Origin of the sequence: Exilibacterium tricleocarpae (genome assembly GCF_007004655.1) — a bacterium.
GTDB lineage: Bacteria > Pseudomonadota > Gammaproteobacteria > Pseudomonadales > Cellvibrionaceae > Exilibacterium > Exilibacterium tricleocarpae.
In genome coordinates, this window is record NZ_ML660109.1 from 59,819 (window position 1) to 73,667 (window position 13,849).

Annotated in this window: 13 protein-coding genes; 4 read left to right on the top strand and 9 right to left on the bottom strand. The window is 61.2% G+C overall.

What is annotated here, in order from left to right:
* Nucleotides 1-5: 5 nt before the first annotated feature.
* Together cobB and trhP are read right to left on the bottom strand one after the other, a co-directional pair.
* A complete protein-coding gene (gene cobB, locus FKG94_RS24875; RefSeq protein ID WP_142929664.1) occupies nt 6-707 on the bottom strand; it encodes a Sir2 family NAD+-dependent deacetylase in 702 nt (233 codons plus the stop codon).
* Nucleotides 707-2,017, bottom strand: a complete 1,311-nt coding sequence (trhP, locus tag FKG94_RS24880; protein ID WP_142929665.1) for a prephenate-dependent tRNA uridine(34) hydroxylase TrhP — start codon at nt 2,015-2,017, stop codon at nt 707-709. The genes cobB and trhP overlap by 1 nt, the downstream gene beginning before the upstream one ends.
* 236 nt (nt 2,018-2,253) lie before the next feature.
* Between trhP and FKG94_RS24885 the strand changes: the two genes are divergently transcribed.
* The gene (locus tag FKG94_RS24885; RefSeq protein ID WP_142929666.1) at nt 2,254-3,354 is read left to right on the top strand and encodes a sensor domain-containing diguanylate cyclase; all 1,101 of its coding nucleotides are present in this window, start codon (nt 2,254-2,256) and stop codon (nt 3,352-3,354) included.
* On the opposite strand, the gene FKG94_RS24890 is transcribed toward FKG94_RS24885, so the two are convergent.
* The 5 genes from FKG94_RS24890 to trmL all read right to left on the bottom strand — a co-directional run bounded on the left by FKG94_RS24890 (nt 3,341) and on the right by trmL (nt 8,006).
* On the bottom strand, nt 3,341-4,147 hold the full coding sequence (locus FKG94_RS24890; protein ID WP_142929667.1) for a glutaminyl-peptide cyclotransferase: 807 nt from the start codon (nt 4,145-4,147) through the stop codon (nt 3,341-3,343). The two genes, FKG94_RS24885 and FKG94_RS24890, sit on opposite strands and share 14 nt — an antisense overlap.
* Before the next feature lie 446 nt (nt 4,148-4,593).
* Nucleotides 4,594-4,923 (bottom strand): late competence development ComFB family protein, encoded by a 330-nt coding sequence (locus FKG94_RS24895; protein ID WP_142929668.1) that lies wholly within the window; start codon nt 4,921-4,923, stop codon nt 4,594-4,596.
* A 48-nt stretch (nt 4,924-4,971) separates the two neighbouring features.
* Complete coding sequence (mnmC, locus tag FKG94_RS24900; RefSeq protein ID WP_142929669.1) at nt 4,972-7,023, bottom strand: bifunctional tRNA (5-methylaminomethyl-2-thiouridine)(34)-methyltransferase MnmC2/FAD-dependent 5-carboxymethylaminomethyl-2-thiouridine(34) oxidoreductase MnmC1; 2,052 nt, start codon at nt 7,021-7,023, stop codon at nt 4,972-4,974.
* A complete protein-coding gene (fldB, locus tag FKG94_RS28835) occupies nt 7,020-7,538 on the bottom strand; it encodes a flavodoxin FldB (protein ID WP_179957810.1) in 519 nt (172 codons plus the stop codon). Before fldB ends, mnmC begins: the two co-directional genes overlap by 4 nt.
* Before the next feature lie 3 nt (nt 7,539-7,541).
* A complete protein-coding gene (gene trmL / locus FKG94_RS28840) occupies nt 7,542-8,006 on the bottom strand; it encodes a tRNA (uridine(34)/cytosine(34)/5-carboxymethylaminomethyluridine(34)-2'-O)-methyltransferase TrmL (protein ID WP_179957811.1) in 465 nt (154 codons plus the stop codon).
* 398 nt (nt 8,007-8,404) lie between these two features.
* Here trmL and FKG94_RS24910 point away from each other — a divergent pair, with 398 nt between their 5' ends.
* Complete coding sequence (locus FKG94_RS24910) at nt 8,405-9,154, top strand: VIT1/CCC1 transporter family protein (protein ID WP_142929670.1); 750 nt, start codon at nt 8,405-8,407, stop codon at nt 9,152-9,154.
* Nucleotides 9,155-9,179: 25 nt separating this feature from the next.
* Here the strand turns inward: FKG94_RS24910 and FKG94_RS24915 are convergent, their stop codons facing one another.
* Nucleotides 9,180-9,737: a glycine cleavage system transcriptional repressor gene (locus FKG94_RS24915; RefSeq protein WP_246125389.1), complete on the bottom strand. Its 558-nt coding sequence runs from the start codon at nt 9,735-9,737 to the stop codon at nt 9,180-9,182.
* Between the two features lie 204 nt (nt 9,738-9,941).
* On the opposite strand from FKG94_RS24915, the gene FKG94_RS24920 reads away from it, so the two are divergent.
* Nucleotides 9,942-10,769 (top strand): class I SAM-dependent methyltransferase, encoded by an 828-nt coding sequence (locus tag FKG94_RS24920; RefSeq protein ID WP_142929671.1) that lies wholly within the window; start codon nt 9,942-9,944, stop codon nt 10,767-10,769.
* Nucleotides 10,770-11,005: 236 nt separating this feature from the next.
* Nucleotides 11,006-11,251: a YheU family protein gene (locus FKG94_RS24925; protein WP_142929672.1), complete on the top strand. Its 246-nt coding sequence runs from the start codon at nt 11,006-11,008 to the stop codon at nt 11,249-11,251.
* Nucleotides 11,252-11,364: 113 nt separating this feature from the next.
* Here the strand turns inward: FKG94_RS24925 and FKG94_RS24930 are convergent, their stop codons facing one another.
* Nucleotides 11,365-13,776, bottom strand: coding sequence for a 7TM diverse intracellular signaling domain-containing protein (locus FKG94_RS24930; protein WP_142929673.1), 2,412 nt, complete (start codon nt 13,774-13,776; stop codon nt 11,365-11,367).
* Between the last annotated feature and the right edge of the window lie 73 nt (nt 13,777-13,849).

A 13,849-nucleotide genomic window follows, 5' to 3' on the forward strand; every position in this document is an offset into this window, starting at 1 on the left:
CCGGTTTATGGCAGCGAGGCAAAAAACGCCGGCACCACTTCGGTGGCCGGGCCGTAATCCTGCCGGTCGAATTGCGAGCCGCTCAGCGAGGGCTCCAGGTTCAGTTCGACCGTATGCGCGCCGCAGGCGCTCGCCAGTTGGAAAAAACCGGCGGCGGGATAGACGTTGCCGGAGGTGCCAATGGCCACGAACAGGTCGCAGTTGCTCAACGCCGCCTCGATTTCCTGCATAAACAGCGGCATCTCACCGAACCAGACCACATGGGGGCGCAGCAGGCCGGGCCGGTTACAGCAGGGGCAGGCGCGGGCGCTGTCGATATCTTCCCGGCACGGGTAGAGCCGGCCACTGGCGGCACAGCGCACTTTGAGCAGCTCGCCGTGCATGGCGAGTACGTTTTGGCTGCCGGCCCGTTGGTGCAGGTTGTCGATATTTTGGGTGATGAGGGTGAAGTTGCCGGGAAACGCCCGCTCGAACTCGGCCAGTGCCCGGTGTCCGGCGTTGGGTTGAATATCCCCCAGCAGGTGTTGGCGGCGGGCATTGTAGAAGCGGTGCACCAGGGCGGGGTCGCGTGCAAACGCCGCGGGGGTGGCGACGTCCTCCACCCGGTGGTTTTCCCACAGACCGTCGTTGGCGCGAAAGGTCCGGATACCCGACTCGGCCGAGATACCGGCGCCGGTGAGGACGACGACAGAGCGAAAGCGCCCCATCAGAAATGCCTGATCAGCATGGCATAGCCGCCATCGCCGCCCAGCGTAACCCCGTCCGGCAGTGGCAGTGTGACCCGGTGACCGGAGCCCGGGGCGACCTCGATGGCCTGACCGCGGTTGTTTTCCATATGTTCCACCCGCAGTGGCAGATTGCCCGCCGGGGTAATCAGCTCCAACTCATTACCCTGCTCGAAGCGGTTTTTCACCTCCACTGCCAGGGTGCCGCGGGCCGGGTCGCAACCGATTATCTCACCGACAAACTGTTGTTGCAGGTTGTTCGAGACGCCTTTCTCATAGTTTTGGAACTCGCTCGGCACATGGCGACGATAAAACCCCTCGGTGTAGCCGCGGTTGGCCAGGTGTTCGAGTTGGCCCAGCAGGCGGCGGTCGAACGGCTGCCCCGCGAGGGCGTCGTCGATGGCCCGGCGATAGACCTGAGCGGTGCGGGCGGCGTAGTAGTGAGACTTGGTGCGACCTTCGATTTTCAGTGAATGGATGCCCATCCGCACCAGCCGCTCAACGTGCTGCACGGCGCGCAAGTCCTTGGAGTTCATAATGTAAGTGCCGTGCTCGTCTTCATAGGCGGGCATATACTCGCCGGGCCGGCTTTGCTCCTGCAACAGTACCGGCGCCGGCGGCTCCCAGGTTTGCGGTGCGTCCACGGCAATCAGGTCGCCGGTTTCGGTCTCCCTGGCGGCGTGGGCGTTGTACTGCCAGCGGCAGGAGTTGGTACAGGCGCCCTGGTTGGAGTCCCGGTGGGTCATATAACCCGACAACAGGCAGCGGCCGGAATAGGCGATGCAAAGGGCGCCGTGGACAAACACCTCCAATTCCATCTCCGGGCACTGCTGGCGGATTTCCTCGATTTCGTCGAGCGACAGTTCCCGCGACAGTATCACCCGCGATATGCCCTGCCGGTGCCAGAACCTGACCGTGGCGTAGTTGACGGCATTGGCCTGTACCGACAGGTGCACCGGCATCTCCGGCCAGGTCTCGCGCACCAGCATGATCAGCCCCGGGTCCGACATGATCAGGGCATCGGGCCCCATCTCGATCACCGGCGCCAGGTCCCGCAGATAGGTGCGCACCTTGTCGTTGTGGGGGGAGAGGTTGCTGGCCAGGTAGAATTGCCGGGCGTCGCGGTGGGCCTCCTCGATAGCGGCCGCCAGGTTTTCCAGTTTGTTGAATTCGTTGTTGCGCACCCGCAGGCTGTAGCGCGGCTGGCCCGCGTAAACGGCATCGGCGCCGTAGGCGAAGGCGTAGCGCATACTCTTCAAGGTGCCGGCGGGGGACAGCAGTTCGGTGGTCATGGCCTAAATCTCAGGGGCTTAAAAACGGCGCTATTCTACTGTAGTTTGGCGCGGTTTTCAGGTGCCGCCCAGCGCTTTGCCGGCGCCGGGCCCGCGACTGGTATGGTGGGGCAGTCAATCCTGTGCTATTAAATGATAGACGCCACCGAGTGGTATTGAGCGTCAGTTGGGTAAGGTAGGTTGGCGGACCCGAAAATGGGTTGGTAGCGGTAATATGTCATGGTAATAATAGTCACATGATGGATTTAGAGCGCGAGAATCGGCGTTTGCAGAGCACGGTCAATAATCTGCTGGCGCGAATTGAAGAAAACCATAAAATTCAGCAGCATTATCACGATTTCGAGTTCCAGTTGCTGGCGTGCACCGGTCTGCAGGAGTTACTGCAGCACCTGCTGGTCGATGCCAGACACTATTTCGAGTTGGACGCCGTGAGCCTGGTGCTGCTCGATCGCGATTACAGCCTGCGCGATCTGCTGAGCAAACTGGAGATCCCCCCCTTTGACAACAATCTGCAATTGCGTAACAGCGAGGATTTTTTCAATGTCATGTATCCCCGCCCGCCTGCGGTGAAACTGGGTAGTCTCGATGTGCTGGCCGCCTCGCGCTTGTTTCCGGGGCTGGATCGTCTCGGCAGCGCCGCCTGTCTGCCGCTGGTGCGCCGCGGGCGTTTTATCGGCGGACTGCACTTCGGCAGCCTGTCCAGCAACCGGTTCAGCGCCGACAAGGCGGCGGATTTTGTTTTTCACCTGGCCTCCATTGTGGCCCTGTGTCTCGAAAACTGTATCGGCCGCGAGCACCTGCGCCGCCAGGGGCAGGTGGATATGCTGACGCAGGTTAAAAACCGCCGCAGTTTTACCCTGGAATTTGCCAAGGAACTGGAGCGCGCGGAACGCGGCGGCGATCCGCTGACGTGCATGTTTGTCGATATCGATCATTTTAAGAAAATCAACGATAACTACGGTCACCAGGTTGGCGACCTGTGTTTGAAACGGGTGGCGCAGGCGGTGCACAAGCAACTGCGCAAGACCGACCTGTTGACCCGCTACGGCGGTGAGGAGTTTGTCAGCGTATTGCCGCGCTGTCAGGCGGCGCAGGCCGAGCAGATCGCCGAGCGCATTCGCGCAGCGGTCGCCGAGATGGAAGTCCTCACCGACGATCACCGGCATATCTCCGTGACCGTATCGGTCGGTATGTCGACCTGGCGCCCGCTCGGCGAACGGGCGGCGGACCTCGAGCACCTGGGCAAACAACTGTTGTCACAGGCGGACAAGGCGATGTACGCCGCCAAGCGCGACGGCCGCAACCGGGTATGCAAACTGGCCTTCAGTCAGGTTTGAGTGCCGCCGGTGGCTGCCGGGGTGGATTGGCGGCCGGTGCTCGCTCGGTAAACTGCACCAGGTAGCGCTTCGGCCAGAGTTTCCCGGTGACCCAAAATGCCTGTCGTTGCGGGTCGTAGGCGATGCCGTTGAGCACGTTGTTGTGGTCCGGGGTTACCGTTTTGCGCCGCAGGCGCGACAGGTCCGCCTCCGCCACCACCTGGCCGTCGGTGGGATGAATTTTCAAGATTGTGTCCTGTTGCCAGACATTGGCCCAGATAAAACCATCGGCGTATTCCAACTCGTTGAGCTGATGGCGGGGGCGTTCGCCGTGCAGAATCCGCAGCCGGCGCACCGGTTCGAAAGTGGCCGGATCGCGCCACACCAGTTGCTCGCTGCCGTTGCTCATAATCAGGTGAGTGCCGTCGTGGGTGAGTCCCCACCCCTCGCCGGTGTAGTGGAAGGTGTTTAACACCGTGAAGTCGTCGGGATCGAAAACCAGGGTCCGACCGGCTTTCCAGGTCAGCAGGTAGAGTCGGTTCTGCAGCAGCGTGAGACCTTCGGCAAACAAAGAGCGCGGCAGTCGCTGGGTTCGCACGACGGTGCCGGACTCGAGCTTATAGGCTGCTATCCATGATTTACCGTACAGACCGCTGCTGGCATAGAGCCGATCGCCGGCAATCTCCAGCCCCTGGGTAAAGAGCCCGGGGTTCTGGGCCTGACTGTCGATAACGGTATAGGACAGCGGCGGCGCGGCGGCGGCGCACAGACAGCAGCCCAGCCAGACGCCAAGCAGTGGAAAGCCTCTCGCCATAGTGAATCCTGTGGCAATTTCTGGTTTGAATCGAATGGTATTACGTAGGGTAAAAAAGTGCTATTCGGGCCAGGGTAAGGGTAAGGGCTGTGTATATTGGCAACGGTGCCTCTTCCGGTGGCACCTCCTCCGGTGGCACGGTGCGGGGACGTAACTTCAGTTGCGTCCCCCTAGAATGGTGCCACTCCCTCTCCTAGAGGCACCCGTCCGGTGTACTGCGGTGTTCTTTATCTTTCCAGCGACGTTAGAGGGAGTGACAGATGTCACCTGGCATACCGTGCCGGTGAAAGCAGTGCAATTTGAGGGTGGGGTGGTTCCCCGCACCGTGCCGCGGGAAGTGGTGCAGGTTGAGCGTGGGGTGGTTCCCTTCGAGGGGGACGCAACTGAAGTTACGTCCCCGCACCGTGCCGCGGGAAGTGGCGCAGGTCGGTGGAGCGCGTCGTGGACTAGGCTTGCTCCTCATCGTCGGCGACTTTTTGTCTATCGCGGCTGACGACGTAGTCGATAGCCTGCTTGACGGCGCTCTGGATTTTCTCCTGCATGTTCTGCAGCTCCAGCGGAGACATAAAGAACGTCAGGTCGACATCGTGGCGTACATAGCGCGGCGGCAGTCGGTTGAGGGCGACACAGGCGACATCGGCGAGAAAGTCCAGATCGGTTCGGGATCGCTCGTTGGTGAGGGTGATTTCTTCCAGCACCAGATGCTCGTAATAGTTGTGGACCTGGTCCACCCCTACCCGTGGTTCATGGCGTCGCCGCCCCGCGTTCAACAACATTGGCTCAGTCTCCTGGCTGCTACCCTATGGGTAAGTGTAGTCCCAACCTCAGATTTTGTTGCGAATTAGGTCCCTGATGATAAATCGGGCGGGATGCAGCGCCTGCCGCACCGGGCGGGGCAACGGTGCCGGCTGTGCGGTAATCAGACCGGCCAGCAGCTCGGCGCTGATCGGCGTATAACACAGGCCGCGCGAACCGTGTCCGAGGTTGACGTAGAGCCCCGGCCAGTAGCGCCCGGGGGCGGCGATGTCGGCGCGGGCATTGCGGCGCAGGGGCGCATAGAGATCGAGAAAATCCGCCAGCCGCGGCACCGGCCCCACCACCGGCAGGTAGTCCGGCGTAGCGCAGCGGAAACCGACCCGGCCGGCCAGGGTATGCGGCTCCCGGGCCATCCCGGCGGCGTGTAATGCAGGCGCCACCGCGGCGAAGTTGTCGAGGTTCCGGCGGTGATCTGCCGGGCGCAGGTCGGCGGTTGCCTCCCTTAAATCAAAGGTAGCGCCCAGGCAGTGCTGGCCGCCGGCGGCCGGCGCGATATAACCTTTTCCGCACAGCACCGTGGCCAGCGTCTCGGTGCCGGCGGTCGCCGGCAGGTAGCTGACCTGGCCGCGAATGGCCCGCAGCGGCAGGTAGCGGGTTTGGTCGAACTGGCGTCCGTGGTGGGCGCTGGCGATAACGGCGACCGCGGCGCGTGCCTTTTCATGCCCGCCGCGATCCAGCGCCACCCAGTGCTCGCCGGATCGTTGCAGGCTCTCCACCCGGCAATCGGTGAGCACGGTTATCTTGGGGTGCGCCGCCAATTGCCGGCACACCGCCGCCGGCTTCAGCCAGCCGGCGGCGGGAAAGTAGAGGCCGGGACAGTTGAGCAGGGTGCCCGCCAGGGTGCTGGCCGCCTCTGCCGGCAAGCGGCGTAAAAACCGCCGGTACTCGCCGAATCTGTGGGCCAGGGCCCGGTGCTGATGCTCGACGGTCTCGCTGTAGGCGAGTTGCAGGACACCGCACTGGCGGCCGAGATCGCCGTGGTTTTGCCAAAGCGGCTGGTAGAAAGCCTGGGCATACAACAGAGCGCTGAGGTTGAACTCGCTGAAAGTCTCGCGGGTGTGCGACAGCTTGGCATAGAGCACGCCCTGGGGATTGCCGGAAGCGCCGCCGGCAAGGTGCGGATATTGCTCCAGTAATGTCACCTGCCAGCCGCGTCGGGCCAGTGCGCGGGCGCTGTGGCAGCCGGCCAGGCCGCCGCCGATAACCAGGGCGCTGCGGGCCGCGGCCGCGACCCGGTCGCGGCTGTGGACGACGGGCCAGGCCATGCCCGGGGGGGCTTTGCCGGCGGCGGCCGGCTGCTCAGGTATCGGCAGCGCCCGCGCCCGGAAGCGGGCGCGCAGCATATCGCGCTTGCGCCCGAAACCGGCGACCTTTTCAATATCGAAACCGGCATCCTGCAAACCACGTTTTACCACGCCTGCTGCGGTAAATGTCGCGGCGGTGGTGCCCGGTGCGCTGAGCCTGCCGATGAGGTCGAACAGTGCCGGCGACCACATCTGCGGGTTTTTTGCCGGTGCAAAACCGTCCAGCAGCCAGGCATCGACCGGTGCCGCAGGCTGTTCAACAGCGCGGTGATCAGCGGCCAGCAGTTCGGCCAGTCCCGCCGCCGCATCGTCGATGATCAATGTCAGTGTCACGGGGCCAAAGTGGCGGCGGTGAAAGCCGCGGGTCGGCGCCGGCGGATAGGCGGCCAGCAATTGTTCCGCAAGGGGTTGCAGCGATGGCCAGAGGTGCAGTGCGCGGCTCAGGTCGACGTCGGCGAGGGGGAATTTTTCCACTGAAATAAAATGCAGTTGCCACGATGGCGGTGCGGCCTGCTGCCACAGCATCCAGGCTGCGAGGAAGTTCAGGCCGGTGCCGAAGCCGGTCTCGGCGATGGTGAAGCTGCCGTTTTTCTCGGCCGGCAGGTCGCGCCAGCGCCGGGCCAGGTGGTTGTGGTGCAGGAAGACGTGGCGCGTCTCGGCCAGGCCGTCGGCGCGGGAAAAGTAGACATCGTCGAAATCGGCGGAGACGGGCTGGCCGGCGGCGTCCCATGTTATCCTGGCGCTGGGGTCGCTCAACCAAATTCCTCCAGCACTTGCCGGCACCACTGCTCGATACGTGTGTCGGTCTTATCGAACTCGTTCTCCTCGTCCAGGGCCAGGCCGACGAACCTGTCGCCGGCTGCCGTCAGCGCTTTTGACGCTTCGAACTCGAAGCCGGCAACAGGCCAGTAGCCCACCATCTTTGCGCCCCGGTGCTCGATTTTACTGTGCAGATACCCCATCGCGTCGAGAAACCACTCCGGGTAGCCGATCTGGTCGCCGAGGCCGAACAGGGCGACGCGCCGGCCGCTGAAGTCCACCGTATCGATATCGTCCCAGATATCCTCCCAGTCTTCCTGCAGTTCGCCGTAGTCCCAGGTGGGAATGCCGAAGATCAGGCGCTCGTAAAACGCCGCGCTGATAATGGGTTCGTCGGCGATGTTGAAAAGGTCGACTTTATCGGCGCCGATACAGCGCTGGATTTTTTCCGCCGCCATTTCGGTATAACAGGTCGAGCTGCCGTAAAACAGCCCGATGGGTGCTCGCGTCATGTTTTATACGGCTCCGTCGAATTGCAGTTGCCGCCAGGCCTCGTAGACGATCACGGCGGCGGCGTTGGAAAGATTCATGCTGCGGCTGTGCGGCTGCATAGGGATGCGCAGCACCTGCGGCGGCGGCAGTTGTTGGCGGATGGCGGCGGGCAGGCCACGGGTTTCCGGACCGAACACCAGGTAATCACCGGGGCGGAAATCGACGTCGGTATAGTGGCGGGTGCCTTTGGTGCTGATAGCGTAGACCGTTCCCGGGCCCTGCTGGTCGAGAAACGCCTGCCAGCTTTTGTGCAGGCGGATATCTTTCCATTCACCGTAGTCGAGGCCGGCGCGGCGCAGGCGTTTATCGTCCAGAACGAAGCCCAGGGGCTCGATCAGGTGCAGGTCACAGCCGGTGTTGGCGGCCAGGCGGATAATATTGCCGGTGTTTGGGGGGATTTCCGGTTGAAAAAGTACAACGTTTATCATTCCAGGGTCTGAACGTGTGGTCTGCGAGTGTTAAAAGGTTAGCGATTCCTGCCGGGATACTAAATACAGGTATTGCCTCGCGGTGTCTACCGGTAAGTGTGCGGTTTTAAAGCGTTTGTTGATTGAACAGTGAGGATGTTCGCCTGAGGATATGTCATTGCAGCAGTGGGTAACAGGCGCGCGATAGCCATATGAGTCGTGGGGAAATTCGGCTAGCAGAGACCGGGGCCTGCCTTGCCATGGATTACTCTGGCTAGGGGCTGCTTCTGTCTTGCCCACAAATTCAGGGGGCAGTTCCGGACTACGGCCCCGAGGTTACAGCCGTTGGCGGTGGCGGGCAGCAGGTCTTGCAGTCCGCCGCCACCGGGTGCACCCTTGTGGTGGCGAGGGAGAAGACTATGCCGACATCGACACCAATCCGGGATCACAGCCCGGAGGCTATCTCCGAGCGCCTGGCGCTGGGACCGAATCCGAGTTACCTGAAAGATTTCGTCTACGGTGCTATCGACGGCGCTATCACCACATTTGCGGTGGTATCCGGGGTCGCGGGGGCGGGTCTGGCCGCGGCAGTGATTATCATTCTCGGCCTCGCCAACCTGCTGGCGGACGGTTTCAGCATGGCGGTGAGTAACTACCTTGCCACCCGGGCCGAGGGGCAGTTGCGGGACAAGACCCGCGCCGAGGAGCACTGGGAAATCAGCCACCACCCGGAGGGGGAGCGGGAGGAGATTCGCCAAATCTTTGCCCGCAAGGGGTTCAGTGGCCGGCAGTTGGAGGAGGCGGTGACGATTATCACCGCCGACCGCGAGCGCTGGGTCGACACGATGTTGCAGGAGGAGCACGGCCTCAGCCTGCAACCGCAAGCCGCGCTGCGGGCGGCAGTCACCACCTTTGTGGCCTTTTTCAGCATCGGTGCCCTGCCGCTGCTGACATTCCTGGTCAACTGGCGGGTGCCCGGGACCTTTGCCCATCCCTTTTTCTGGAGCGCGGGGTTGACCGGGATTGCCTTTTTCTGTGTCGGCGCTCTGAAAGGCCGCTTTGTCAATCACCCCTGGTATCGCTCAGGGCTGGAGACTGCAGTTGTCGGCGGCATTGCCGCCGCACTGGCCTACGGGGTTGGGCTGTTGCTGCGCGATCTGGTGGCCTAGCTTGGCGACCGACCGCTAACCGCCGCTAGTTGTGCTCCCGGCTTGGCTCCTGCGCGTGTTGCGGTTCCTCCAGGGCAATATCGATCGCCAACTCGTCGGCGATGGTGTCCAGTTGTTCGGTGAGATCGTCGATATCGACGCTGGTGGGCACCTGCAGGCTGCCGGTGGCGGAAAACAGCGGCTCGCCGGACCAGGGCATACTGGAGTACTCCGTACTCAGGTGCTCCATATTGATCTGGCGACTGCTCAGCGCCTGGGCGATTTCGCGCACGATTCCCGGCCGGTCGTTGCCCAGCGCAGTGAAGGTATAGTGCCGGCACGGCGGCCGGCCGGCGCTGGTACCGGCAGGTTCGGCGACCACTTTAATAGACTGTGTCTGCAAATCATCGAGTGCCCGACGCAACTGCGCCACGTTTTCCTCGCTGGCGCTGACGCGCAGGATGCCGGCAAACTTACCGGCCAGGTGGGACAGTTGGCTCTCCGACCAGTTGCCGCCGTGGGCGGCGATGGTTTGGGCCAGGGTCTCGACAACGCCGGGCTTGTCGTCACTGATTACGGTTAACACCAAATCTTTCGTCATCATGTGGGAATCCAGTAGCAGCCGCTTTTCATCGCAGTATATAGACTCACTGCACACCTCACTACCGGCGCCGCCCGTTATTCTTTACAATCGGAACCTGTTAGTGGCGGGTGGGTCAAACATGCAGGCTTATTTTGGAGCATGGGGTTATTTTGGAGCATGGGGTTATTTTGGAGCATGGGGTTATTTTGGAGAGGGGAACTGGCAATGAAAAGTGTATCTTTTGTCGTCGTGCTGGCGCTGTTGTGCTGGGCGTCGGCGCTGCGGGCCGAGGTCGAGGTCACCAACTATAAGTCAGCGGTCGAGGGCGAGCATCGCACCGCGGCTTACGCCCAGCGTGACGAGTACCGCAATCCCGCTGCCACCTTAGCGTTTTTCGGTGTGGCCCCGGATATGAGTGTGGTGGAGATATGGCCGGGCGGCGGCTGGTACTCGGAGATTCTGGCGCCTCTGCTGCGTGAAAACGGCACCTTCTATGCGGCCCATTTCCCGGTCGAGACCGAGGTCGGCTATTTTCAGCGGGTGCGCAAAAACTACGCGCAGAAGCTGGCCGCTGCGCCGGCCCTTTACGACAAAGTGGTGGTGACGGAGTTTCATCCGCCGAGTGGGGTCAGTGCTGGACCGGCGGGCAAGGTCGACAGGGTGCTGACCTTTCGCAACGTACATAATTGGATGAAGGCGGGCTATGATCAGCGTGCTTTCGACGAGTTTTTTGCGTTGCTCAAGCCCGGCGGAGTACTCGGTGTCGTGGAGCATCGCGCCCGCCCCGGTACCGACAAAGCCGCGATGGGTGCCAGCGGCTACGTTACCGAAGCTTATGTGATTGCCCGGGCGGAGGCGGCCGGCTTTGTGTTGGAGGCCAAAAGTGAAGTCAATGCCAACCCCCGCGACAGCGCCCAGCACCCCCAGGGTGTGTGGACGCTGCCGCCCTCCCTGCGCCTGGGGGAGACCGATCGCGACAAGTATCTGGCGATCGGCGAGAGTGATCGCATGACGCTCAAGTTTCGCAGACCGGCGGACGTCGATAGCCGATGATAAGATGATAAATAGTTACTGGCGCTAATCGCACTTGCTTGAGGCGCCTGCTTTATGGCGGTACTTATTAGGTTAGGATTTGCACCAATTTGTCAGCTTTCACTCTATTTCTGCCGATCTTGACTAAGAATACCGAGGCAGACGGTCAATTGGCGCTTCTTCGCTTAAGCACCGCCATAGGGAAGACGCGTGAAGTGAGTGCTACCGGTTACCGACTCTCGAATTGAGAAACCGCCATGATAGTCCCCCACGAGCAGATATCCCCCGCAGCTCTGCGCGGCTTAATCGAAGAATTTATTACCCGCGAGGGCACCGATTACGGCAGCGAGGAGATGACACTGGCCGCCAAGGTCGAACAGGTAGCGAGTCAGTTGGCGTCGGGTGAAGTCGTGGTTGTTTACGATGCGGCCAGCGAGACCGTCAACCTGATGCCGCGTCGCGACTGGGAAGCGGGGGACTGGGCACAGGTTACAGACAGCTAGTGCTTTGACAGGAAACTATTTTCACTTCGGTTGCACTGAGGTCCCGGATCGAGACCGTGTCAGCTAAGGACACCAAAACCCGTTTTGGGTGAAAATCTTTATCTTTCAAAGCCTTAGTTGTTGGCCGTCAATTTGTTCTCCGTGACTGTCAGTCTGGCAATGGATGCCAGCAGTTCGTCGACGTCCAGGGGTTTGGACACCACATCGTCGATACCCGCCTCGATATACTCCCGGCGCTGTTGCACATTGGCATTGGCGGTGAGGGCGATCACGGGAATACCGGCTTTCACCGGGTCTTTGAACTGGCGGATATGCTGGGTGGCGAGCACACCGTCCATATCCGGCATATGGATGTCCATCAACACGATATCAAAGCTGTGGCGCTGCAGTTTTTCCAGCGCCTGCCGGGCGCTTTCGGCCAGGGTGACCTTATGGCCTTCGTGCTCCAACAAACCGGCTGCCGCCACCCGGTTCAGTTCGATATCGTCCACCAGCAGCACGCGCAGCGAGCGGGCGGTTATGGCGCCGGCTTGCCGGTCGGCTTTGGTCTCGATAACCGGCTCGAGGCTGTAGGGTAATTGCAGCGTAAAGTGAAAATTGCTGCCGACCCCCACCTCGCTGTCGAGCGCCAGTTCGCCGCCCATCAACTCCACCAGTCGCCGGCAGATGCTCAACCCCAGTCCGGTGCCGCCGAAACGGCGGGTAATGGAAGCGTCGGCCTGGGTAAACATATCGAAGACCTTGGCCTGGTCCTCCTTATCGATGCCGATGCCGGAATCCTCGACCTCAAAGCGAATGGTCACCGTGGTCCCGGTGCGATGAATTTCTTTTGCGTACAGATTGACCACGCCGCGGTTGGTGAACTTGATCCCATTGCCGATCAGGTTGAGCAGTACCTGGCGCAGGCGATTGGGGTCGCCAATGACCTGGGGCGGCAACTGCTTTTCGATTTTGCTCGACAGGATCAGGCCCTTCTCGGAGGCGCGCGCCGACATCAGGATCACGATACTTTCGAGCACTGAGCGCGGGTCGAAGGCGATCGCCTCCAACTCGATATTCCTGGCTTCCAGTTTTGAGTAGTCGAGCAGGCTGTTGAGCATCGACATCAGGGCGTTGCCGGAGTAGTCCAGCGCTTTTACGTAACTGCGCTGGCGCTCGCTCAAATCACTCCTGGCGATCAGTTTGATCATTGACAGGAGGCCGTTCAACGGCGTGCGGATTTCGTGGCTCATCAGCGCCAGGAAGCCGGACTTGAGCCGATTGGCCTCCTCGGCAACCCGTTTTTCGTCGCGCAGTTGGTTGATGCGATCGGCCAGGGCCATAGACAGCAGCACCATTTCTCCGGCACTCATGGCGGTGAAATGGTGGGGCACCGGATCGTTGTACGGCATTACCCCGAAAATGGCCAGTCCGGTCTGGAAGGTGCCCACTGCCACCAGCGCCTGGCCGCCGATAAGAAAGCGCGCTGCACGGTAGCCCTTGATGATACAGACGGTAGAGACAATGAGCATCATCAGCGTGCCGGGCAGCAGGATAAACCAGAAGGCCAGGAAGATGTAGGCGGGGTGGAAGAAGAAGGCGCCCACGGCAATGGCGATAAGATACACGCCGCAGGCCCAGAACGCATAATAGAACCCTTTGGAAATACTGCGTATATTGAGAAAACTGTTGACAAACAGCAGCGTAAAAATGAGGACGCCTATCTGCGAAAAGGTGGTGATGTAACGGTAGGGGTCCGACCAGCCGAACTGAGACCACAACAGCCCGTAGTAACTGGCCCAGGTCAGGGCCATCAGGCCCGCCACCCAGGTGTACCAGAAGTAGGTAATATCGCGGGTTACGAGAAAAATAAACAGGTTGTATACGGCCATGCCGAGCATGAGTCCGAGCAGTGCGACGACGAAAATCTGGTAGTCGAAGCGCTGGTCGAGGTTGTAGGCCGCCTCTTCGAGATAGATGTAGATGCCGCCTTCGTAGAGATAGGAGTCCAGTCGAATCAGCAACACGGTGGTCTCGTTGGGCGGCAGGTGCACGGCGATGGTGTAACCGAGACCGGCAATCTCACGCTCTTGTGGCGAACTTTGCATGCCGGCGCGGGCAACCTTGGGTTGTGCGTTTCTGTTCGTTTCCCGGGTCGTTGTTCGGGCTGCAGCCTCGGGCAGCGCCAACACTTCGATCAAGTCGGTGCGACCGTGTTGGAAGTTGAGCCGCCAGTCTGCCCGCGGATGCCGGTTGTCGACCTCGAGCACCAGCCAGTAGGTGCCGCCCATGGCGGTGATGGTGCTGTGCGGTTGCTGCAGCAGCTCGCGATAATTGCGCTCGCCGCTGACAAAATCCTCCATCCGCCATTGATGGTTGGGGTCGTGCACGACATGGGCGTTGGTGAAGTTGCTGTAAACGGTGTATTCGGGTTCTTCCGGGTACAGGGTCAGTTGGGCGTCGCCGGCGTGGGCGCCACTCGCCCAGCAGCACAACGCGCCCAGCCAGATGCACAGCCGCAGCCAGTGTCGGCCGGTTCCACCCATGTTAAATGTTCTGTATTGCACTATACTTCAGCGTCGATTAAATTCAGCGTCAATTTATTATCTCTCGAGAGCT

Excerpts from the sequence above, each read along its gene's own strand:
- FKG94_RS24890 (WP_142929667.1), bottom strand. The coding sequence starts at position 4,147 with ATGGCGAGAGGCTTTCCACTGCTTGGCGTCTGGCTGGGCTGCTGTCTG.
- FKG94_RS24930 (WP_142929673.1), bottom strand. The coding sequence starts at position 13,776 with ATGGGTGGAACCGGCCGACACTGGCTGCGGCTGTGCATCTGGCTGGGC.
- FKG94_RS24895 (WP_142929668.1), bottom strand. The coding sequence starts at position 4,923 with ATGTTGTTGAACGCGGGGCGGCGACGCCATGAACCACGGGTAGGGGTG.
- fldB (WP_179957810.1), bottom strand. The coding sequence starts at position 7,538 with ATGACGCGAGCACCCATCGGGCTGTTTTACGGCAGCTCGACCTGTTAT.
- trhP (WP_142929665.1), bottom strand. The coding sequence starts at position 2,017 with ATGACCACCGAACTGCTGTCCCCCGCCGGCACCTTGAAGAGTATGCGC.
- FKG94_RS24915 (WP_246125389.1), bottom strand. The coding sequence starts at position 9,737 with ATGATGACGAAAGATTTGGTGTTAACCGTAATCAGTGACGACAAGCCC.
- FKG94_RS24925 (WP_142929672.1), top strand. The coding sequence starts at position 11,006 with ATGATAGTCCCCCACGAGCAGATATCCCCCGCAGCTCTGCGCGGCTTA.
- FKG94_RS24885 (WP_142929666.1), top strand. The coding sequence starts at position 2,254 with ATGATGGATTTAGAGCGCGAGAATCGGCGTTTGCAGAGCACGGTCAAT.
- FKG94_RS24920 (WP_142929671.1), top strand. The coding sequence starts at position 9,942 with ATGAAAAGTGTATCTTTTGTCGTCGTGCTGGCGCTGTTGTGCTGGGCG.
- cobB (WP_142929664.1), bottom strand. The coding sequence starts at position 707 with ATGGGGCGCTTTCGCTCTGTCGTCGTCCTCACCGGCGCCGGTATCTCG.
- FKG94_RS24910 (WP_142929670.1), top strand. The coding sequence starts at position 8,405 with ATGCCGACATCGACACCAATCCGGGATCACAGCCCGGAGGCTATCTCC.
- trmL (WP_179957811.1), bottom strand. The coding sequence starts at position 8,006 with ATGATAAACGTTGTACTTTTTCAACCGGAAATCCCCCCAAACACCGGC.